Source organism: Pandoraea sp. PE-S2R-1, assembly GCF_002179865.1.
GTDB lineage: Bacteria > Pseudomonadota > Gammaproteobacteria > Burkholderiales > Burkholderiaceae > Pandoraea.
In genome coordinates this window covers 435,074-457,186 of record NZ_NGUR01000017.1, presented here as the reverse complement: position 1 = coordinate 457,186, position 22,113 = coordinate 435,074, and the positions used below count along the sequence as shown (strand labels likewise).

Genomic DNA, 22,113 nt, shown 5'->3' with positions numbered 1-22,113 from the left:
TGACGTGGACTGCCAATTATTAACATGCGACATCATGTCGCGCTACCCAGACCTTCCAGCGCTTGCAACACGCGGCGCAAACCGGGCGCGAGCGGTTTATCCTGCCGCACGACGATCGCCAGCGTGCGCGAGAGTTCCGGCGTCAACGCGGCAATGCGCAGGCCTCGTCGATGGTGCGCGGCGCTCACGGCCATGCGCGGCACGATGCTGTAGCCGAGCCCCGCAGCGACCATTTCCTTGATGGCTTCAATGCTGCCGAGCGCCATGACCGGACGCACACGCAACCCCGCTTGCAAAAACCACTCATCGATCAAAAGCCGTGTGCTGCTGCCGGTTTCGAACGCCACCATCGGCATCGCCGCCAGCGCATGCGGCGTCACTTTTTCGGGCCAGTCTTGCGCGCCCGATGCACCGATGGCGACGAACTCATCACGCAACACCGGCGTGATATGCAAGCTGCGTCCGGCAGCGGGCAACGTCACCAGCCCCACGTCGAGACGGTTCTCCGTTACGGCTGCTAAAACATCATCGGTGTTGCCGGTGCTCACGCGAATGTCGAGCGCCGGGTGGCGCTTTCGCATCGTTCGCAGCATGGGCGGCAGCAAGTGAATGCAAGCGGTGGCGCCCGTGCCGATGGCGACCTCTCCCGCGATACCTTCGGCATGTGTGGACAATGCCTGCAAAGCCTCTTCGACGACGGCATCGATACGCCGCGCGTGTTCAAGCAATGTCAGTCCGGCCGACGACGGCTTGAGCCGCTTGCCCACGCGCTCGATCAGGCGCACGTTCAGGCGCTGCTCCAGTTGCCGCACCTGAAGGCTGACGGCCGGTTGCGAGAGATCGAGGCGATCGGCGGCAGCGGAGAAACTGCCGGCGTCGATGACCTCGGCAAAGGTATGAAGTTGATCCAGATTCAGGCGGCGCATCTCAAAGTTTTCCTTATGGATCGAATAAGATGCCAAGACTTTACCAAGAGATGGGTTGCGCGCACCATGGCAACCTCCCCCAGCCATTCGTTGCTGCCCGTCCCGGCATGCGCCCTACATCACCATGCCCACCGTCGTCACGCTAGGTCTTGCGCAACTGATCAACTGGGGCGTGAGCTTCTATCTGCCCGGCGCCTTTGCCTGGCGCATCGTGCAGTCGACCGGCTGGGCGCAGACGGTCGTGTTTGCCGGCCCGTCGCTCGCCATGCTGGTCATGGCCGCCGTCTCGCCGTATTCGGGCCGTTGGCTTGAACGCTTCGGTGGCCGGCGCGTGATGTGCGCCGGCACACTCATCTGTTCGACAGGCTGCGCGGTGCTCGCCACCAGCACGACGCTGGTGCAGTTCTATGGCGCGTGGTGCCTGCTTGGCGTCGGTATGCGGTTGTCGCTCTACGATGCCGCTTTCGCGACGCTCGCCGCGCTTTATGGCGCTGCCGCACGCCGGCCGATGACACAGATCACGTTGATGGGCGGGCTCGCCACGACCGTGTTCTGGCCGTTGGGCAATTGGCTCGGTGATGCATGGGGATGGCGCGCGGGGGTGTGGGTGTACGGCGGATTCGGTTTGATCGCGTGGGGGTTGCTGTGCAGCCTGCCGCCGACGCCACCGCGTGCAGCGACGGCAGGTGAGACACACAGGGCATCGACGGCCTTGCCGTGGCGCCCCGCTCTGCTTTACGGCAGCGTCATGGCGCTGGTGTCGATCCTGTCGTCGGGACTCGCCGCCCATCTGACCGCGTTGCTCGGCGCACAAGGACTGCCGGTCGGTCTCGCCGCGCTATGGGGGCTGGGGCAAGTGTGTGCGCGCATGCTGGAGTGGCTGCAACCGCGTCAGACCAGCGCGGTGAGGCTCAACGTGATCGTCGGCTGCGGCCTGCCGTTGTGCTTCGCGCTGGGACTGGCGGGCATGTCGTCGCTGGTGGTGGCGGCCGTGTTCATCTTCACTTACGGCGCACTCAACGGGCTGGCCACGCTGCTGCGCGCCAGCCTGCCGCTGGAACTCTTTGCACCCGGTGCCTATGCCCGTGCGCTAGGCACGTTGCTGACGCCCGCGTTTGCCTTCTCGGCCATTGCCCCTTGGGGCTATGCACTGGCGCGAGAGCACTGGGGCGATCTCGCTATTCTCTGGGTATCGCTCGGCATCGGCCTGCTTATCGCGTGCGCGGCAGTAGCGTTGCTGCGTCAGGTGCGGCGAGCGCCTGCTCCACAAACACCCGCAGAAACTCAATCCACGATTTGACCTTCGCGTCGAGATACAACCGAGAGGCATAGACGGCGTACACGTTGGTGCCCTGCAATTCATAGTCGGGCAGCACCCGCACCAACGCGCCGCTGCGCAAGGCGGGCAACGCCGAGAGCAACGGCACCGGGCCCACGCCGCAGCCGCTGATCAGCGCGGCCGCCAGCGAGTCGGCCGTATTCACGCGCAGACGCCCTGCGGGCACGGGGATCTTCACGCGCCCGTCGGGCCCTTCGAAATGCCAGTGATCGACGGAATAGTGCGGCGCGATAAGCCGCACTTGCGTGTGCTGTGCCAACTCGTCCAGTGAGCCGGGGGCACCGTGCATTTCCAGATAGAGCGGCGCAGCGCACAACACCGAAGCCATGCGGCAGATACGCGTCGAGACGAGGCCAGAGTCGGGCAACTGCGCCGTCGCCAGCCGCAGCGACACGTCGATGTTCTGTTCGAGCAGGTCAGGCACCCGTGACGACAGAATGAGATCGGCCTGTACGTCGGGGTGTTGCTCAAGAAATCGCGCCAGTGCGGGGATGACGAACACCTGCCCGAAGCTGGCAGGCGCGTGCAGACGCAGCGTGCCGCTCGGCGCAGCGCTTGCGGCACCGGCCTCCGCCTCGGAGTCTTCGACCATCGAGAGAATCTCGCGGCAACGCGCGAGATAGCGATGACCGGCGTCGGTCAGCGCCAGCTTTCGCGTCGTGCGATGGAGCAGACGGGTGCGCAGATGCGCTTCGAGTTCCGAGACCGCTTTCGAGGCTTGTGGCGTGGTCATGTCGAGCGCACGCGCCGCACCGGCAAAGCTTGCCGCATCGGCCACACGCACGAAGATCCGCATGTTCTTGAGGGTGTTCATGGAGCGTCATGATATATGCACGTGCCCCGATATTGGTTGGGATCGGCGCGCCGGCTTGGTATGCTAGCGCCCCGATAGTCCAGCTTCACCCTTCGACTTCCCTTTGCCTACGAGACTCTCCGTATGACCGACACGACGCCCCGCCAAGCCGACCATCCGATCGACCCGCAATTCGTGGCCCGCTGGTCGCCGCGCGCGTTCACCGACGAAACGCTGCCGGAAGCCACGCTGAACACGTTCTTCGAAGCCGCCCGCTGGGCGCCGTCGGCCTACAACGCGCAACCGTGGCGCTTTGTGTATGCCCGTCGCGGCACGCCGCACTGGGAACAGTTCGTCGGCTTTCTCAACGAATTCAACCAAAGCTGGGCCAAGCACGCGGCCGCCATCGTCATCGTGATCTCGAAGTCGACGCTGACGCCCCCGGGCTCGCAGCAGGAAGTGCCGGCACCGACGCACGCGCTCGACACGGGCGCCGCGTGGGGCTACCTCGCCCTGCAAGCCTCGCTCTCGGGCTGGGCAACGCACGCCATGGCCGGCATCGAGCACGACAAGATCCGCAACGAACTCGACCTGTCGTCGAAGTACACGATCGAAGCCGCCGTCGCTATCGGCCGCCCGGGCGACCCCGCCACGCTACCGGAAGGCCTGCGTTCGCGTGAAGTGCCGAGCCCGCGTGAGCCGCTCGCAAAGATTGCTGCCGAAGGCCGCTTCGCGTTCTAAAGCGCATCGCCTGATGTAAAAAAAAACCCCGCCGGGTCTCTCGAACCGGCGGGGTTTTTCTTTGACAGCGACGCCCTGAACGCAGATCAGCCGATCACGATGCCGACGGCTGCGGCTCCCAGCCACCGCCCAACGCGCGATACAACGCCACGTGATTGACGAGCACGCGCTGCTTCACGTCGATCAACTGCTGCGCCGCCTGAAACTCGCTGCGCTGCGCATCGAGCAGTTCGAGGTAGCTCGCCACGCCGTTCACATAACGGCGCTTGGCCAGCCGCAGCCGCTCACGCTCGCCATCCGATACGCGTTTCTGCGCCTGAAACTGACGCGCCAGTTGCGTCTGTGCCGTCAGCGCATCGTCCACTTCGGAAAACGCCGTCTGGATGGTCTGCTCGTACGTGACCACGGCCATTTCCTTGCGCACTTCGGCAAGGTTCAGGCCCTGAATATTGCGGCCACCGTCGAAAATCGGCACGGTGATCTGCGGCAGGAACGACCAGACACCCGAGCCTGCACCAAACAGATCGGCAAAGCGCGTGCTGGCCGTGCCGATCTCAGTCGTGAGCTTGATCGACGGGAAGAACGCGGCGCGCGCCGCACCGATATTCGCATTGGTCGCGCGCAACTGCGCTTCGGCGCGGCGGATGTCCGGACGGCGCATCAGCAGCGACGACGGCAACCCTGCCGCCACCGGCACGACGAACGCGTCGTCAAGCGTGGCAGCGGCAACCGGCCGGGTGCCGACGTCGCCCGTGAGCACCTGCAACGCGTGCACGACCTGACTGCGTTGGCGCTCCCGTTCGGCAAGCGCTGCACGCGCGACTTCGACCTGCGTCGTCTCGGTGTTCAGATCGAGATCGTCGACCAGACCTCGTTCGGCCCGCAGACGGATGACCCGAATGCCTTCCTCGCGTGCCGCCAATACGTCGCGGGCATAGGAAATCTGCTCGCTGAGCGCGACCAGACCGATGTACGACGTGGCGACCTCGGCGACCAGACTCACCTGCGCCGCGCGCTGCGCTTCCTCGCTGGCGAGATACTCCTGAAGCGCCGCGTCGCGCAGGCTGCGCACACGACCGAAGAAGTCGAGTTCGAATGCGCTCACACCCACCGTCGCACGCAAGTCGTTGGCGACGTAATTGCCCGTCGTGCCGCCGTTGCCGTCCGACGTCCCGGCATACCGCTGGCGGCCGAAGGCACCGCCTGCCTGCACGCTCGGCAGCAGGTTCGCGGCTTCGATGCCGTACAACGCGCGCGCTTCCTGTACGCGCAGCGAGGCCAGCCGCAGGTCGCGATTCTGCACCAGTGCCTTGCGGATCAACGCTTGCAGGCCCGGGTCGGTGAACACCTCCGCCCAATCGGCATCGGCCGTCGGGGCGGCAGTGAGTGCCGTCATCGAACTGAGCGACGCCGAAGCCGGCACCGAGCCGTCCGGCGAGGCGTCATAAGTCGTCGGCATCGGTGCCGCCGGACGCTCGTACGTCGGCGCCAGTGTGCAACCGGCCAGCAAGGCGAACGGCGCCAGACTAGCGATGCGGCCCACGGTCATCCCGCGATTGCGGGGTCGAAACTTCGTCATACATTCCCCTCGGCGGCCGGCTTCACATCAACCGCAGCGTCCGCCTGATTCGGATTCGGCCGGCGCACGAAGCGCCCGACCCACAGGAAAAACAACGGCACGAGGAAGATCGCCAGCACCGTGGCCGTCACGATCCCGCCCAGCACCGCGACACCGATCGCGCGCTGCGCGCCGGACGCGGGGCCCGTTGCGATCGCCAGCGGCACCACGCCGAAGCCGAAGGCAAGCGACGTCATCACGATCGGGCGCAGGCGCAGACGCGCGGCTTCCACCGCCGCATCGATCCAGCTCATGCCGTGCTTGACCAGATCGTTCGCCACTTCCACGATCAGAATCGCGTTCTTCGCCGACAGACCGATGGTCGCAATCAAACCGACCTTGAAGTAAATATCGTTCGGCATGCCAAGCAGGCTTACTGCGCTCAACGCACCGATCACCCCCAGAGGCACCACCATGATGACGGACGCCGGAATGGCCCAGCTTTCATAGAGCGCGGCGAGTGCGAGAAACACCACCAGGATCGACAACGCGAACAGCATCGGTGCCTGCGCGCCGGAAATACGCTCCTCGCGCGACTGGCCGCTCCACTCGTAGCCGATGCCCTTCGGCATGTCGGCCATCAGTTGCTCCATGCGCGCCATGGCTTCGCCACTGCTCTTGCCCGGTGCCGATTCCCCTTGCAGCGTGAACGACGGATAGCCGTTGTAACGCTTGAACTGCGGCGCACCGAGCTTCCACTTGAGCGACACGAAGGACGACAGTGGCACCATTTCGCCGCTGGCATTGCGCACGCGCAGATTGCCGACGTTCTCCGGCGACACGCGCTGACGGCCATCGGCCTGAACGATCACACGTCGGTTCTCCGCGCCGAGCATGAAGTCGCCCACGTAGTCGGAACCGAACATGGTCGCGAGCGTCGTGTTCACTTCGTCCATGCTCACCTTGAGCGCTTCCATCTTGCGACGGTCGAGCGTGACGTCGATCTGGGGCACATCGCCCTGACCGGCGAAGATCACGTTCTTGAGCACCGGGTCGTCGACCGCGCGTTTGAGCAGTTGATCGCGCGCGGCGATGAGCGTTTCGTTGCCCACCCCGGCTCGGTCCTGCAAGCGCAGGCTGAAGCCGTTCGACGAACCCAGTTCCGGCAACGCCGGGCTGTTCATCGCCAGCACCATGCGGTCCGGCTGACCGCCGAACTTCGCATTCACGCGATCGACGATGGCATTCACGCCGTCGTGCTTCGATGTGCGCTCGTGCCAGTCTTTCAGCGTCACAAACAACATGCCGCCGCCCGGCCCGGCACCGAACTCGTTCCAGCCGCCCAGCACGAAGACGTGTTTGACCGGCTCGTCCTTCATCAGATAGGACTCGATACGCGTGAGAGCCGTCATCGCTTCGGGCAGCGTCGCGCCTTGCGGCTCCGAGGCCATCACCATGAAGCTGCCGGTGTCTTCCTCCGGGATGAAGGCCGACGGCAAGCGCATGAACGCCAGCGGCACGGCAATCAACACCGCCGCGTAGACCACAATGGCACGCCACGGACGACGCAGCGTATTGCTGACCGTTCGCGTGTAGCGCTCCGTGCCCAACGCAAACGTACGGTTGAACCAGCCGAAGAAACCTCGTTTCTCGTGGTGATCGGCCGAGATCGGGCGCAACAACGTGGCGCACAACGCGGGCGTCAACGAGAGGGCGAGGAACGCCGAGAAGGTGATCGACACCGCCAGCGTGACCGCGAACTGGCGATAGATGTTGCCCACGGCGCCCGAGAAGAATGCCATTGGCACGAACACCGTCACCAGCACGACCGTAATACCCACGATGGCGCCGCTGATCTGCCGCATGGCCTTGACCGTCGCGGCATAAGGCGGCAGCCCTTCCTCGACCATGATCCGTTCGGTGTTCTCGACCACAACGATGGCATCGTCCACCAGAATGCCGATGGCCAGCACCATCCCGAACATCGTGAGCGTGTTGATCGAATAGCCCAGTCCGAGCAGCACGCCGCAGGTGCCAAGCAACGCGACCGGCACGACGAGTGTCGGGATCAGCGTGGCCCGCAGGTTCTGCATGAACAGGTACATCACCAGAAACACGAGCACCACGGCTTCGAGCAAGGTCTTGAAGACCTTCTGGATCGACACCTTCACGAACGACGCGGTTTCGTACGGGATCTGATACGACACCCCGGCCGGGAACAGGCTCGCCTGCTCGTCCATGACGGCACGCACGGCCTTCATCACTTCGATGGCATTCGACCCGGCAGCGAGCTTGATGCCCATGGCCGTGGCCGGCAGACCGTCGACGCGCGACGAGTAGTTGTAATCCGACGCACCCAGCTCCACGCGCGCCACATCGCCCAGCCGGATCGCCGAACCGTCGGCGCGCACGCGCAACGGAATATTGGCGAACTCCTCCGGTGTCGACAGCGCGCTGTCTGAGACGATGTTGGCGTTGATGGGGGCTGCCGTGGGCGTTGCCCCGGCACCGAGATCGCCGATGGTCACACGCGCGTTGTAAGCACGTACTCGCGAGACGATGTCGGAGGCGGTGAGATCAAGCGCCACCAGCTTGGACGGATCGGGCCAGATACGAATGGCCTTCTCCGTGCCCCAGAACTGCACTTGCCCGACACCGGGCACGCGCTTGAGCTGGTTCATGACCTGCGCCGCCGCGATTTCGCCGAGGTCGAACTCATCGACCGACGGATTGCTCGACGAGAGCGTGACCACCATCTGCACGTTGTCCGCCGCGCGTTCGACTTTCACGCCGTAGCGACGAACGACTTCGGGCAGACGCGATTCGATGGTCTTCAGCCGGTTCTGCACTTCGACAGCGGCCAGATCGAGACTGGTGCCCTGACGGAACGACAGGCTGATCGACGATTCGCCGTTGCCGCTCGAGGCCGACATGTACATCAGCCCCGGCGCGCCATTCATCTGGCGCTCGATCACGGCAGTCACCGAATCTTCGACCACTTTGGCCGACGCGCCCGGATAGCTGCTCCAGATGCTGACGACAGGCGGCGCGATGTCGGGGTACTGCGCCACCGGCAGCGACCGGATCGACAGCAGACCCACCAGCGTGATGATTAACGCGATCACCCAAGCGAATACCGGGCGATCGATAAAGAAACGAGCCATTGTTAGAGCGTCTCCGCTTTGGAGGCCGGTCCGGCACGCGCCGGATCGGATTCAAGTTTGGCTTGGGCTTCAGGGGTAGCGGGCGTAGCCGCGGCAGCAGCGCTGGCCGGCTTGGCGGCAACCTTCGGCTCGCCATCTGCCTTCACCTTGACCTGCATGCCGTCGGCGAACTGCGCCACGTTGTGCACGATCACCTGCTCGCCGCCCTTGAGACCGTCGGTCACGAGCCAGTCGCGACCCTCGATCGCTTCGGCGCGCACCTTGGTGTCGTGCACCTTGCCTTGCGCATCGACCACGCGGACAACCGCACCATTCCCCGTACGAAGCAGCGACTCGCGCGGCACCCGCACGATGTTCGGATTGACCGCCCCCTGCATGCGCACCTGTACGAAAGCGCCGGGCAGCAGCACGCCGTCCGGGTTCGGCAGCAGTGCGCGCATGGCGATGGTGTCGGTGCCCGGATCGACTGCGAGATCGGTAAAGTGCAGCTTGCCCGGCAGGTCGTATTCGCGGCCGTCGGGCAGCGTGACATGCACCTTCGGCGCGGCCGCTTCGTTGCCGTTCTGCAACTTGCCGGCGCGCAGATCGCGCGTCATGGCGTACACCTCGGCGGCCGGTTGCGAGAAGTTCACGTAGATCGGATCGATCTGCTCGACGCGCGTGAGCAACGTCGGCGAATCGAGACCGACCAACGCGCCTTCCGTCACCTCGGCCCGACGCACGCGGCCCGCGATGGGCGAGACGACGCTCGTGTAACCAAGATTCAACTCGGCGCGACGAACTTCGGCGCGCGCGGCCAGCACGTCGGCACGCGTGCGGGCTTCCGCAGCACGTGATTCGGCGTCTTCGCGGGCGCTGATGGCACGCTCTTCGAGCAGACCGCGATAGCGCTCGATCTTGTCCTTGGCGGAGTCATGTTCGGCCTGTGCCTTGGCGAGCGCACCGCGTGCGGCATCGAGCGCCGCCGACAGCGGCTGCGGGTCGATGCGGAACAGCACGTCGCCGCGCGCGACCTTCTGGCCTTCCTGATAGCGACGCTCGATGACCACGCCGCCAGCGCGCGCACGCACGTCGGCGCTGCGGTAAGCCTCAAGGCGTCCCGGCTGCTGGGTCGTGAGTGGCTCGGCACGACGTTCGACCGTGCGCACGACGGCCTCCGGCGTAGCGTCGGCTTTGTCTTCTTTGCCGCGATCCGTGCAGGCAGCGAGCAGGAGCAGGCCCGCGAGCGCGCCCGTTAGCATTCCGAAGCGGGTTCGGTATTCGATTTTCGATGACATGTAGAAACTTGGATTTACGACATCCGGTCGGGGGGGTGTCGACACGGCGTTGGGAGCGCTGCATCGACCCGGTGGCAGGGCCGGCGATGGGGAACCGGGCACCTGCGTCTCTTTCATGGGTCGCCGTGGGTGGCAGGTGCGCGTTGCGCGAAGGGGTCTGAACCTGAGACCACCGGACCGGGAGATCCGGTCGTCTGCCGCCTCGCCTGTTTCGGCGTTTCAATTCGGCGTTTCACTAGGAGAACCGCGATTCTGACCTGAAAACGATGTTAGAAAAAGTTGGAACCTATCTATAGAATGGATGGATGAACTGGACAATTGAACAATTGCGCTATTTTGTGGCGGCGGCCGAAGAAGGTTCGATATCGGCTGCCGCGCGTCGTCTGGGCAAAGCTCAATCGGCGGTCAGCACGGCCATTGCCTTGCTCGAAGCCGATTTGGGATTCGAGCTGTTCGACCGCAGCCGGCGCAATGCCCGTCTGACCGATCAGGGCGACGTCATGTTGCTCGAAGCCAAAGAGTTGTTGCGTCAGGCCGAAGGGCTGAATCACCGGGCAAATGCGCTGGCGTACGGCGAGCAGCCGCAGCTCTCGCTCGCCATCGACGAAGCGTTGCCCTATCAGGCCGTGAGCGAACTGGTTCGCGATCTCGCGCACCAATTTGCCTATCTGGAGCTGACGCTGCTTAATGGCACGTCGACGGAAGTGGCCGAGTACGTGGAGAAGCAGCGCGCGGATATTGGCTTTCACGTCGACCGTGGTGCGATTTCATCGGCGCTCGGGCACAAGTACGTGGGCTCCGCCGTGCAGGGCGTCTTCGTGGCTGGCGACCACCCGCTGGCCTTCCGCGATCACGTGACGCGTGGCGATCTGGCGAAATACCGGCAGATTCTGTTGCAGATGGGCGACTTCACGCCGTTGCAGTTGAGTCCGTCGATCTGGCGCGCGGATAGCTCGTATGTGATCGCCAGCATGGTGGTCGACAAGCTCGGCTGGGCCGTGCTGCCCATCGACATCGCCCAGTACGAAGACCTGCACGAACTGCGCTGCGACGACTTGGGGTTGCCGCAATTGCCGGTGCGCATGCTGTGGCGATTTGGGAGAGAACCCAACGACGTGATGCGCTGGTGCGAGGGGCGATTCGGGGAATTGCTGCGCGGGAGCGCGGCGACGCCATAAAGACAATGGGCGACGCACAAAGCGCCGCCCATTGCATTGAGGCTGATTGAGTCGCTTACTTCGTATCGACGTAAGCTTCCGGCGCGATAGCCTCCCGATCGATGACACCAGCCGTCAACGATTCGAACTGCGCCAACGTCATCCACTCGTTACCAACGGACTTCGATTGATAGACAGCGCGCAACGGCGGATGCGCGTCGTCAAGCGGCACGAGATTGCGCGTCTGATCGAGGCTCTGTGCAACATACGACACGCGCACGAAACGCTTGCCGTCGCGCTGGCGCACAAAGCGCTCGAACATCAGCATGCCACCCGGCACCACATCGTTCTCGCGATACGCACCGAGCTTCCAGTCGAAACCGAGCATCGCGCGCACCTGCGAGATGTTGGTGTCGTGCGCCACGAACAGCGTCAGGCGCGCGGGCGGCGGACCACCCTTCACCGGCTTGGCCTTCGCCACACCCGGCCCTGATTCGATGGCCATGGCCACCTGACTCAGCAACTGCGAGGCACCGCGTCGCGCCAGATACGGCGTGTGGTTGACGAGGTCGTACTTGGCGCTGCGCAGGCCCATCAGACGGATGACATCGTCTTCGCCCTTCACGTGCCCGAAGGCAATGCGCTCAAGCGGCCAGCCATCGGCGTATTGCATGCGAATGGTCTCGCTCATGCTCGCGCCGACCGACACCGGCCCAGTCAGACCGATCTTGCCGCTGTCCTTCACACCCCACGCCTTGGCATACAGACCACACGCATCACTACCGCGCTTGGCGGCGCAGTCGGCCGGTACGCCGACCGCCTCGACCATCGCTGCGACGTCAGCTTCGTACTTCTTGCGCGCCAGTTCGGGCGAGCCGCCCATGGCTTGCAGAATGGCCTCGTTTGCCTGCTTCGGATTGGGGGCGCCAAGGCCGATCTCCGCGCCATGGAACAGCGTGTCCAATGCATTGGTGGTGTGCCGCACCGGCACACCACAGCCCGGGAACATGCCGTCGAGCATCGCCTTGGCTGTCGCCTGCGTTCGTGGCGACGGGCTCGTCCAGACGAACGTGTCGGCCGCCCCCGCACACGCCGCCTTGCCCAGCAGCCCGGCGCGATTGAGCGTCTGGCGCTCCCACGTGCCAAGCAACGTCACCGCCTTGTAGCCATGCGGCGTCAGTTGCCCATCGGCGACCTCGAAGGCGGGCCACGGTTGCGCAGACGCCGCGTCCATCTTGGGCGTGTCGGTTGCTGCGCGCACGCCATGACGCATCACGATCACGGCGCGCTCCAGACGCATCCCCGAAGGCGCCGATGCCTTCGCCGCCGAATCTGCGGCGGATGCCTCCGCAGCCATCGCAGCCGGCGACACCAGCGCCGTCGTCAGGCCGCTGGCGATGACCACCGCCAGCGCCGCCCACATTCCGCCGCTATTCCGGCAATGTCGTTGCATGGATTTCTGTCTCCCCATCAGAAGTCGATACGCGCGTTCAGGCTGAGCGTACGCGGTGCCCCCACCTGGAGGTAGTTCTCCTGGTAGTACGACCAGTAGCGGCGATCGGTCAGGTTCGTCACGTTGGCACGCAGGGTCACGAGCTTGCCATACATGCGCGTGCGGTAACCCACACCGGCGTCGAGCAATGCCGACGGGTTGATGTAATTCACGTTGCCCGAGTCGATCGCCATGCCGCCGAGGTAGCGCACGCCAAACTGGAAGTACAGACCTTGCACGGCCGGCACGCGCCACGTTGCCTGGAAAGCGGCCTGCCAGTTCGGCGCACCGACGGCACGCTTGCCGTTCACGCCGGCGGCCGCATTGACGTATTCCGAATTCAGCCCCATCACGCTGGCATCGAGCGTCAGACTGCGCAGCACGTCGACCGAGCCACCCAGTTCAACACCCTGATAGCGCACCTTGCCGTCCTGCACGAAGTAGTTCGCGCTGTTGACGTACTCCGCCCCGCGCTCCACACGGAACAGTGCCGCCGTCGCACGCCAGCGCCCCTGATCCGTCTTCACGCCCACTTCGTACTGATGGCTCTTGATCGGGGCCATCTGCTGGTTGGCATTCTTCGTCGTGCTGTCGGCAGTACCGCCCTGCTCCAGCGATTCGACATAGCTGGTGTAGAACGTGAGATCGCTGCGCGGCGTGTACATCAACGCCACGGTCGGCGTGACCGGCGAGGCGTGGTACGTGGTGGCCGCTGCCGTTGCCGACGCATGCGCGATTTCGTCGTACGTCTGGTAACGCACACCGGCGAGCAACGACCACGAGCCGTACGAGATACGGTCGCTCGCGAAGATCGCGCGTTGCGTCAGCTTGTCGTCACCGTACGTGCCGCCGCTGAAGTTCACGTTGTTGGCCGAGTAGATCGTCGGCGAGTACAGATTGCCGTTGCCGACCACCACCTTCGGCGTATTGACCGACTTGTTCGACAGCAGCACCAGGTTGCTCGCACCGAGGACGATTTCGTGTGTGAGCGGCCCGGTCTTGAACTTGCCTTCGACCGTTGCCTGCACTTCATCGAACTCGTAGCTGTGGTACTCAGCGCTGATGCGGTCCGAGTAGTCGCCCTTGTTGCTCGAAATGTAGTACTGATCCTTCTTGTACTGGCGCACCGAATCCGAGTAGCGATAAGCCACCTTGGCGACCCATTCCGGCGCGATCTTGTACTGCACGCCGAGCGTGGCCATCTTGTAGGTCACGTCGGTGTAGGAGCCGTTGCTATACAGCTTCGAGCGGCCCGAAATCGGATCGGGCACCGAGTACTTCGGGCTGGTGATGATGTCGACACCACCGGACGTGCGGCGCTCTTGCCACATCGTGTCGAGCGTGACGGTCAGGTCATTGGTCAGGCGCGCGTCGAGGCCGAGGCCCACCGACGTGCGATTGATCTTGGCGCTGTCGGCGGCCGCGTTGCCTTCCTCGTGCACCGCGTTGAAGCGGAAACCGAAGCGGTCGTCCTTGCCGAAGCGCCCGCCCGTGTCGAGGTGCTCCTTCCACACGCCGTCTTCCGACCAGCCCTGGTCATAGCTCAGCGTGAATTGTTCGGTCGCCCGCTTGGTCACGTAGTTGACGATACCGCCGGGGCTGCCAAAGCCGTACATGAAGCCGGTCAGGCCCTTGAGCACTTCGATGCGGTCGAACATTTCCAGCGGCATTTCCACGCCACGGTTCACGCTCGCCAGACCGTCGATCTTGTAGCCGTTGAGGTCGTCGAGCGGCAGGCCACGCACGGCGAGCGTGGCCGGGTGCGTGCTGTAGCTCGTGCTGATCGACGTGACCGACGCGTCGTACTTGACCGCTTCCGAGAGGATGTTGGCCTGACGGTCTTCGATCTCTTCGCCGGACACCGATTTGATCGAGAACGGCGTTTCGATTTCCGGGTGATCGCCGAGTGCACCGGCGCTGGCGCTGCGCTTGAGGCTCGTGGGCGACGTGATCTGGGCGGCGGAGACATTCACTTCCGGCAGCGTGGCTTCACTGCCGGCCGCTGCCACTACGGTTGTGGCGGCGGCGTCTGCCTTTGCCTGCGCTTGCGCGGCGAGCGGCAGCAAGCCTGCCAGACAGAGTCCAGCCGCGACGAGGCGCGCGTACAGCGTCGAAGTATGGGGAGACACGTGTGAAGCGGCAAATGCGGTCGCGGGTGCAGTCTTGCGATGCGTCAGGCGTTGCGATAGATCGTGGCGCATGGTGATCGAAGTGGTGTGCGAAGGGTTGTGGTTATCTGGCAACCGGCTACGTTGGTGTTGCCGTTGGCACCGATGCGGGCGCGCAAACGCCCCCACCGGTGCCGCAGCAGCGGCCGGTGTGCCTTATCGAAATGGGTGGAACTCGGTGAGTCTTTGCGAAGCCGCGCACGAAGACGCGAGATCTGGATTCCGGCCGTTGGGCCTTCAGCGTTTCGCCGCCTCGCTGACGAAACCGATCTTGGCGAGGCCGCCGGACTGCGCCGCCGACATCACCTGCATGACGTCCTCGTAAGCCGTCTTGCGGTCGGCGCGCAGATGCAGTTCGGGTTGCGGCTGCGCACGGGCGGCGTCGGTAATCAAGGCACGCATGCCGTCGAGGTCGACGACACGGTCGTTCCAGTGAATGACGCCCGTGGCATCGATCGCCACGTCGATCGTTTCCGGTTTGACTTCGGCGGGTGCCGACGCCGCACGCGGCAAATCAATCTTCACGGCGTGTTGCAGGGCGGGCATCGTGATGATGAAGATCACGAGCAGCACCAGCATCACGTCCACCAGCGGCGTGGTGTTGATCTCGGGGTTGAAGTCGTCTTCGACGTCGTTATGCACGGCACCGGCCATTTACGCAGCCTCCGGCATGGCTTCACGGCGGCGCGATTCCTTGGCCGTCACGAGCGCCTTCACCTCGGCGTCGGCACCGGCGTCGATACGTTCACCGCCTTCCGGCAAACGCTGTCCGACGACAATCATGTCGTGCAGTTCGTAGATGAACGCGGACAACGCGGCCACCGACGTCTTGTTGGCGCGCAGCAAGGCGTTGTAAGCCAGCGAGGCGGGAATCGCGACGGCCAGACCGAGCGCGGTCATCACCAGCGTCTCGCCGACCGGGCCCGCCACTTCTCCGATGCTGGCCTGCCCCGATGCACCGATGGTCATCAGCGCGTGATAAATCCCCCACACGGTGCCGAACAGACCGATGAACGGTGCGCTGGAACCAACGGTAGCCAGCACCGGCATACCGCTTTGCATGCGCACCTGACGGCGCGCAATGCGCTCGCGCAGCGCACGAGTCAACCAGTCGGACAGTACCGGCGGCGTGCGTCCGGCGGCGGTGGCTTGATGATGTTGCAGCGTGGCGTCCAGACTCGTGTGCGCGAGTTCGACAAACGGGTTGCCGCGCGCGTCGCCGTCGAGCGTGGCGACACCGTCGCGCAGCGAGCCCGCCTTCCAGAACGCGCCGGTCGCCTGATCGGCCATGCGGCGCAAGCGCCAGTTGGCGAACGCCTTCGTCACGATGACGTACCACGACGCCACCGACATCACGAACAACAAAAGGGCGACGCCCTTGATCACGCCGTCGGCTTGCGCCCACAGTGTTTCGAATCCGAATTGAGGAGTTGCCATAAAAGCCTCGGTAGAAATAGGCGGGTCAGGTGAGGTCAGGTGTCGAGCGAAAAACGCAGCGGCACGATCACATAGACGGCTTGCGGCTTGCCGTCCTCGGTATAGGGTTTGAACACGGCATGCTGCACGGCGCGAATGCCGGCGGCATCGAGTGCGGCAGAGCCGGACGACTGGCGCACCGTAATTTCGCGCGGCAGTCCGTCGGCACCCACGAGTACGCGCACCGTCACGACACCCTCCTCGCCCATGCGGCGCGACGACTCCGGATAGGTGAGCACCGGGGCGCGCAGGTACTGCACGCCGTGCGTGATGGTGCGCGGCGTCGCCGGGACCACGGGTGACGGCGTTGCTGCCGGTGCGGCTGCGGCGCTCGGCGCGGCCGTTGCCGGGGCTGCCGGTGTCGGGTCGGTCGCCGGAGCACTTGGCGCGGGTTCGCTTTTCGGCGACGGGGCGACCGGGCGCGGCGTTGCCTTCGGCGTGACTTGTGGCTTCGGTTCCGGCTTCTGGGGTTGAGGCGGCGGCGATTGCGTGACGGCAGGCGTCGGCGTGTCTTGAACGAGCGTGGCGTAAATGGGCGCAGGCGGCGTGATCAACGTCGGTTCGCTATGCCATTGCAGCGCCAGCATGAGGGCCGCAACGTGCAATGCGATCACGCCACCCAATCGCAGCGCTTGCGAAGCACGCGGCGCCACCAACCAACTGGGCAACGCCGGGACTTGCAGCGCCGGCATGACGCCATTCGCTCCAGACATCGAACTCTCCTTGTGCGTCTAGGCAGACGCAGGTCATCAACGGCACCGAATCCCATTCCGTGTTTTTGCAAATCATTTGCACACGTGTGCAAAACGACGCCGAAGAAATGCGATTCGGATAACGAGACGAATTGTAGAAATTCAGTGTGACCTCACCGTGACATGGCTGGCCGTGGTCGGTGAATTTTTCGTGTCGTCCGGACATCGTTCGCATCGGGTCTGTCGTCGTCTTGCTCACGCGAGAAATTGCAATCGAATGCAATCACGGTGAAATCAATGCCGTGAAAACGCTTAGTCAGGAGATGACGCATGCCGCTGTGTCGATGCGTTCACCACATCGTTCAGCGTGTTGTAGAGCGCCTTACTCGAAGCGAGAATCGGGTTGCCGCGCGTGAGTCCATCGTCGGCGAGGAAGTCGCTGACCTGCCCACCTGCTTCCTGCACGAGCACGATACCGGCCAGACAATCCCACGCATGAATATGCGGCTCGTAATATCCGATGAGCCGTCCCGCTGCGGTGTACGCCATCATCAGCGCGCCCGAACCGATGCGCACGAACATGCCGCCACGTGCGAGCCAGCCGTCGAGAAACGCCAGAAAGTCAGCGCGATCGACGCGATGCGACACGCCCACGCCCAGCACGCCTTGTGTCGGCGCATTCACATCGGCGACGTTCAACGCCGTGCTGACGCGAAGCACATCAGGCTCGCCGCCATCGGGCAAGCGCGGTGTCGAGGCACTGGCCATCACTGCGTTGTCGACAAATGCGCCCCGCCCGGTTGCGCCGTGAAACAGTTCGTCGGCATTCGGATCGTAGATCGCGCCGATGGCCGGCACGCCGTCGATGATGACGGCGATTGAGACACACCACGCGTGCATACCGTGGAGAAAACAGGCGGTGCCGTCGATCGGATCGACCACCCACGTGACACGTGACGCTGCGGGCATGTTGCCTGCGGCTGCGCTTTCTTCACCGAGGAAGGCGTCCGTCGGAAACGCGGCGGCTACGCGCTCACGCACCAGTTGCTCGATAGCGCGATCGGCCACGCTCACGACATCCTGCACACCCTTGTATTCCACCGTGAGTGCATCGCGCGTGCGAAACATGGCGAGTGCGCGCAGCCCGGCTTCACGGGCGATGACTTGAGCGAGTTGATAGCGCGCATCGAGGGAATCGTCGTTGTTGCCGACGTTTTCCGGTGAGCCTATTTGATGGGGGGTTCCGGTCATTGCGCGGCTCCTACGATAGCGGCGCCGCGCGCATGCAAGCCAACGGCGACGCGCGTGCCGACGGGGAACGGGGGTTCGAATTGATGTGACAAGACCACGAGGTCTCCTGCGGAGGTTTGAACGAAGTACTGCGTGGCGCGCCCCAGATAGGTGGCGCGCCGGATTTCACCGATGGGACCGTGCAGCGCGTCGGCACGGTCTTCGGTATGAGGGACGGGCTGCAACGTCAACGCTTCCGGCCGGATGGCGACGCGAGCGTTGGTCAACGCCGGTCCGGCATAGGGAAGCCTCAGCGGCAGTCCGTGAAAATCGCATTGCGCGTGACCATCGCGTTGTTCGGTGACGGCCAGATCGATCAGGTTGGCGTTGCTGATGAATGTGGCGACGAACGCATCGGCGGGCTGCTCGACGAGCGTGCGCGGCGCGTCCTGCTGGGCAATTCGTCCGTCGTACATGACGACGACTTGATCGCTGATGGCAAGCGCTTCTTCCTGATCGTGCGTGACGTAGACGACCGTCAGACCGAGTTGTGTCTGGAGATCGCGAATGTCTTCTCGTACTCGCACGCGCAGACGCGCATCGAGATTCGACAGCGGCTCGTCGAACAGCATCACTTCGGGTTCCAGCACCAGCGCGCGCGCGACGGCAACACGTTGTTGCTGTCCGCCCGACAGTTCGGCGGGCATGCGCTGCGCCATGGAAGCGAGACCGACACGCGTCAACGATTCGAAGACACGTTCGCGCAGTTCCTGCTGGGGCACGCGCGTGACCGTGAGGCCATAGGCCACGTTCTCGAACACGCTCATGTGCGGAAACAGCGCGTACGACTGGAACACCATGCTCACGTCGCGATCACGAGCACCGAGACGTGTCACGTCCCGGCCGCCGAGTGTGATGCGTCCCGCGTCCGGCAACTCAAGCCCGGCGATCAGACGCAGCGTGGTCGTCTTGCCGCAGCCGCTCGGCCCCAGGAGCGTCGTCAGCGTGCCCGGGGCGACCGTGAAAGACAAGTCGGGAATGGCGACGTGCGTGCCCCACCCTTTGCGGACGTTTTCAAAGACAAGCGCGCCGCGCGGCGTGGATGAGGATGCGGATTTGTTTGCGTTCATGCTAATGATTTCCGGCCAATGCGTGGCGTGTTACCGAGACCCTCAGGCGTCGATTCAATCGCCGACGCCATAGTCCGTGCGCGTTTTGCTTCACTCACACGCAGTGCGGTTTCCAGCGAGACGACGATGGCGAACAAGGCGACCACCAGCACGCCGGCATACGCCAACGCCGGGCCATAGCTGCCATTCGAGATGAGACCGATCAGGTAAGTCGTCGCGAGATCATGGTCGGCGCTCACGAGGAACACGACGGCGCTCACCGCCGTTGCCGCGCGCACGAAGCCGTAGATCAGCGCGGCCGCACAGGCGGGGCGCAGCAGCGGCAGCAGCACGCGTCGCAGCGTCGTCCAGCTACCGGCGCGCAACGTGGCCGACGCTTCATCCAGACTCGGATCGATCTGCGCCAGCGCGCCGACAGTCGTGCGCAAGCCCATCGGCATATTCCGGAACAGGAACGACAGCACGAGAATCGCGCCGGTGCCGGTCAGCGCCAACGGTGCGGCGTTGAACGTCTGCGCGTACGCGAGCCCGATCACAGTGCCCGGAATCGCAAACGCGGCGACGAGAGCGCCCTCAAGCCAGCGGCGGCCCGCAAATTGACGACGTGCGATCAGCCAGCCGCCGAACACAGCAGCGACGGCGGTCAGAGGTGCGGCAATCGCCGACAGGCGCAGGGTTTCCAGTGCAGACGGCCATGCCTGCCCGGTGAGGGATATCGCGCCGTCTTCCATCGCGACGCCGAATACATCCGTCAAATGCGCCAGCGTCCAATGAAAATCGACGCCCCACAGTGTGACGAAGCCGCCAGCCAGCAACGTGCCGTAGACGGCCAGCGTCAGCAGGCACCACGGTGTGACGAGCGCCGCCAGCGACCACGAGAGACGCGCGTCGAGCGGTGCCGCACGACCGCCGCCGCCCTTGCCGTTCACGGCGACGTAGCTGCGCTCGCCGAGCCACCGACGTTGCAGCGCGAACGCCCCCAACGCCATCAACAACAGCCAGACGGCGAGCGCGGCAGCGCGTCCGGGATCTTGTTCGGCACCGACGACTGCGAAATACAGATCGGACGACAGCACGCGGAAGTTGCCACCGAGCACCAGCGGGTTACCGAAGTCGGCGAGGCTTTCGATGAAGCACAGCAGCAGCGCGTTGGCGAGGCCGGGACGCATCATCGGCCACGTCACGGTGCGGAAGGTCTGCCAATGCGTCGCTCGCAGCGTGGCAGCCGCCTCTTCCAGCACAGCAGGCAAGCGCTGCACGACACCCAGCACCGTAAGGAATGCGACCGGTGTGAAGGCCAGACACTGCGCCAACCATAGACCGAGGGGGCCATACAGCCAGCGTCCGGGCGTTACACCGAGCCATTCGGCCACGGCCTGCGTGATCGCACCGTTTCTGCCGAGCAGCAGAATCAGTGCAAGGCCCACGGCGAACGGCGGCGTGATGGCAGGCAACATCGCAACGCCACGCAACAACGCCGCGCCGGTGCGCGAGCGCGTCAGTGCGCTACGTGTGGCGAGCAACGCCAGTGCGGCGCCAAGGATCGTGGATGTGACGGCGGAGGCGATGCCCAGCGCAATGCTGTGCCAGCCGCTGCCGCACGCCCCAGCGCCGCGCACGCAGCCCAGCCGCCAAACGTCGGGCGCCAGCGTGGCCCACGCGGCGGGCAAATCGCCTCCAGCGTTACGCCATGCGGGCACCAGTGAGAAAAAGCTGTTCGCGAGCGGCCACGCCACGAAAACGCCCAACGCCAGTACCGTGGCGATGAGCACGCCGCGCGTGAAGCCGTCGTGCGGCAGCTTAGCGAGCGTGGGCATAGATTTCAGTGTTCCAGCGCTGCAACAGACGCTTGCGCGTCGCGGGGTCGCCAAATCGCGCGGCATCGTAGTCGATCAACTTGATGCTGGACGGCTGCGGTGCCAGCTTCGGCACAGCGGCATCGCGGTTCGACGGCATCTGGTAAGCGTGCGCCTGTTCTGCCAGCGATTGAACATCGGCACGCAGCGCGAACTCGTAGAACTGCTTCGCCAGCGCCGGATGCGCTGCCCCGGCGATCAGGCTCATGCCGCCGGTCTCGAAGCCGATGCCTTCGCACGGTGCGACGGTCGCGATGTCGAAACCAGCCACGCGTTGCTTTACGAGGTCGTGCAGGAATTCGATAGCGATGCTCGCTTCGCCGCGCGATGCCGCTTCGCCCGGCGCGACGCCGGTTGCCGTGTACTGGCTGACGTTCGAGTTGAGCGCGCGAAGGTAGCGGAACGCTTCGTCTTCGCCCATCAGTTGCACGAGGGTGGCGAGGGCCACATAGGCCGTGCCGGAGGCGTTCGGATTCGCGATCTGGATTTCGCCCTTCCACGCGGGCGAGAGAAGATCGCGCCAGCATTTCGGCGGTTCAAGACGGCGCTTGCGCAGCTCTGCGGCGTTGTAGCCGATACCGAGCAGCCCCTGATAGACACCGACGGTGCGGTCGCGGCCGGTCTGTGCGAAACGCTGCGCCCACGGCTGCAACTGTGCCAATGCCGGGGAGCGGTAGGCCTCGGTCAGGCCTTCGAATGCGGCTTGCAGATGCGAATCGCCGGAGCCAGCCCACCATACGTCGAACTGCGGACGCGCACGTTGCGCGGTCAGCAGCGCCAGCGCTTCACCAGCGCTCTTGCGGATCATGGCCACACCGACGCCGGTCTCTTTCTCGAAGCGCTTCTTCATCAGTTGGCACCATTCGAGATCTGCCGAGCAAAGCAGGCTCAGGCGATCGGCGGCGTGGGCGGTCGATGGCGGGAGCATCGCGGCGACGGCGACGACGCTCAGGACGGCGGCCACCGAGCCGCGCGCGACGCGTAGCAGACGCGATGTCAGGCCGCTGCGGTCGCGGTGTTTTCGCACGTTGCACTCGTTTGCAATGTTGGGCGAAATGGCGGGAGGTTTGGGCTTCGTCAGCATGGGAAGGGTCGGAGTCGGTCCGTGGGGGGC

General features: G+C 64.6%; 17 protein-coding genes. 3 read left to right on the top strand and 14 right to left on the bottom strand.

Going from position 1 to position 22,113, the window contains the following annotated elements; all coding sequences use genetic code 11:
* Window positions 1-32 precede the first annotated feature (32 nt).
* Window positions 33-926, bottom strand: a complete 894-nt coding sequence (locus CDV44_RS25995; protein WP_212677152.1) for a LysR family transcriptional regulator — start codon at window positions 924-926, stop codon at window positions 33-35.
* A gap of 124 nt (window positions 927-1,050) precedes the next feature.
* Here CDV44_RS25995 and CDV44_RS25990 point away from each other — a divergent pair, with 124 nt between their 5' ends.
* Window positions 1,051-2,226 carry an MFS transporter gene (locus tag CDV44_RS25990; protein WP_087691480.1) on the top strand — a complete coding sequence of 392 codons (1,176 nt, stop codon included), beginning with the start codon at window positions 1,051-1,053 and terminating at the stop codon, window positions 2,224-2,226.
* Here CDV44_RS25990 and CDV44_RS25985 read toward each other — a convergent pair.
* Window positions 2,138-3,079, bottom strand: coding sequence for a LysR family transcriptional regulator (locus CDV44_RS25985; protein ID WP_087691479.1), 942 nt, complete (start codon window positions 3,077-3,079; stop codon window positions 2,138-2,140). The two genes, CDV44_RS25990 and CDV44_RS25985, sit on opposite strands and share 89 nt — an antisense overlap.
* Window positions 3,080-3,202: 123 nt before the next feature.
* On the opposite strand from CDV44_RS25985, the gene CDV44_RS25980 reads away from it, so the two are divergent.
* Window positions 3,203-3,799: a nitroreductase family protein gene (locus CDV44_RS25980; RefSeq protein WP_058375681.1), complete on the top strand. Its 597-nt coding sequence runs from the start codon at window positions 3,203-3,205 to the stop codon at window positions 3,797-3,799.
* 94 nt (window positions 3,800-3,893) lie between these two features.
* On the opposite strand, the gene CDV44_RS25975 is transcribed toward CDV44_RS25980, so the two are convergent.
* Genes CDV44_RS25975 through CDV44_RS25965 form a run of 3 tightly spaced genes read right to left on the bottom strand, consistent with a single transcriptional unit; the run spans window position 3,894 to window position 9,798 of the window.
* Window positions 3,894-5,378 (bottom strand): efflux transporter outer membrane subunit, encoded by a 1,485-nt coding sequence (locus CDV44_RS25975; protein ID WP_087691478.1) that lies wholly within the window; start codon window positions 5,376-5,378, stop codon window positions 3,894-3,896.
* The gene (locus CDV44_RS25970; protein WP_087691477.1) at window positions 5,375-8,521 is read right to left on the bottom strand and encodes a multidrug efflux RND transporter permease subunit; all 3,147 of its coding nucleotides are present in this window, start codon (window positions 8,519-8,521) and stop codon (window positions 5,375-5,377) included. The genes CDV44_RS25975 and CDV44_RS25970 overlap by 4 nt, the downstream gene beginning before the upstream one ends.
* Before the next feature lie 2 nt (window positions 8,522-8,523).
* Entirely contained in the window at window positions 8,524-9,798 is a 1,275-nt protein-coding gene (locus tag CDV44_RS25965; RefSeq protein WP_212677151.1) for an efflux RND transporter periplasmic adaptor subunit, read from the bottom strand.
* 305 nt (window positions 9,799-10,103) lie between these two features.
* On the opposite strand from CDV44_RS25965, the gene CDV44_RS25960 reads away from it, so the two are divergent.
* Window positions 10,104-10,976, top strand: coding sequence for a LysR family transcriptional regulator (locus CDV44_RS25960; protein ID WP_170936107.1), 873 nt, complete (start codon window positions 10,104-10,106; stop codon window positions 10,974-10,976).
* Between the two features lie 55 nt (window positions 10,977-11,031).
* Here the strand turns inward: CDV44_RS25960 and CDV44_RS25955 are convergent, their stop codons facing one another.
* From CDV44_RS25955 to CDV44_RS25915, 9 genes are all read right to left on the bottom strand, one after another.
* On the bottom strand, window positions 11,032-12,408 hold the full coding sequence (locus CDV44_RS25955; protein WP_170936106.1) for a histidine-type phosphatase: 1,377 nt from the start codon (window positions 12,406-12,408) through the stop codon (window positions 11,032-11,034).
* A 17-nt stretch (window positions 12,409-12,425) separates the two neighbouring features.
* Window positions 12,426-14,576, bottom strand: a complete 2,151-nt coding sequence (locus CDV44_RS25950) for a TonB-dependent siderophore receptor (protein WP_249277722.1) — start codon at window positions 14,574-14,576, stop codon at window positions 12,426-12,428.
* Between the two features lie 276 nt (window positions 14,577-14,852).
* The gene (locus tag CDV44_RS25945) at window positions 14,853-15,269 is read right to left on the bottom strand and encodes a biopolymer transporter ExbD (RefSeq protein WP_087691474.1); all 417 of its coding nucleotides are present in this window, start codon (window positions 15,267-15,269) and stop codon (window positions 14,853-14,855) included.
* Window positions 15,270-16,052, bottom strand: a complete 783-nt coding sequence (locus CDV44_RS25940) for a MotA/TolQ/ExbB proton channel family protein (protein WP_087691473.1) — start codon at window positions 16,050-16,052, stop codon at window positions 15,270-15,272.
* Window positions 16,053-16,087: 35 nt separating this feature from the next.
* Window positions 16,088-16,804, bottom strand: coding sequence for an energy transducer TonB (locus tag CDV44_RS25935; protein WP_087691472.1), 717 nt, complete (start codon window positions 16,802-16,804; stop codon window positions 16,088-16,090).
* 291 nt (window positions 16,805-17,095) lie between these two features.
* The gene (locus tag CDV44_RS25930; protein WP_087691471.1) at window positions 17,096-18,034 is read right to left on the bottom strand and encodes an inositol monophosphatase; all 939 of its coding nucleotides are present in this window, start codon (window positions 18,032-18,034) and stop codon (window positions 17,096-17,098) included.
* Entirely contained in the window at window positions 18,031-19,143 is a 1,113-nt protein-coding gene (locus CDV44_RS25925; RefSeq protein ID WP_087691470.1) for an ABC transporter ATP-binding protein, read from the bottom strand. The genes CDV44_RS25930 and CDV44_RS25925 overlap by 4 nt, the downstream gene beginning before the upstream one ends.
* Window positions 19,140-20,960: an iron ABC transporter permease gene (locus CDV44_RS25920; RefSeq protein ID WP_170936105.1), complete on the bottom strand. Its 1,821-nt coding sequence runs from the start codon at window positions 20,958-20,960 to the stop codon at window positions 19,140-19,142. The genes CDV44_RS25925 and CDV44_RS25920 overlap by 4 nt, the downstream gene beginning before the upstream one ends.
* Entirely contained in the window at window positions 20,944-22,026 is a 1,083-nt protein-coding gene (locus CDV44_RS25915) for an ABC transporter substrate-binding protein (RefSeq protein WP_249277721.1), read from the bottom strand. Before CDV44_RS25915 ends, CDV44_RS25920 begins: the two co-directional genes overlap by 17 nt.
* Window positions 22,027-22,113: the final 87 nt, after the last annotated feature.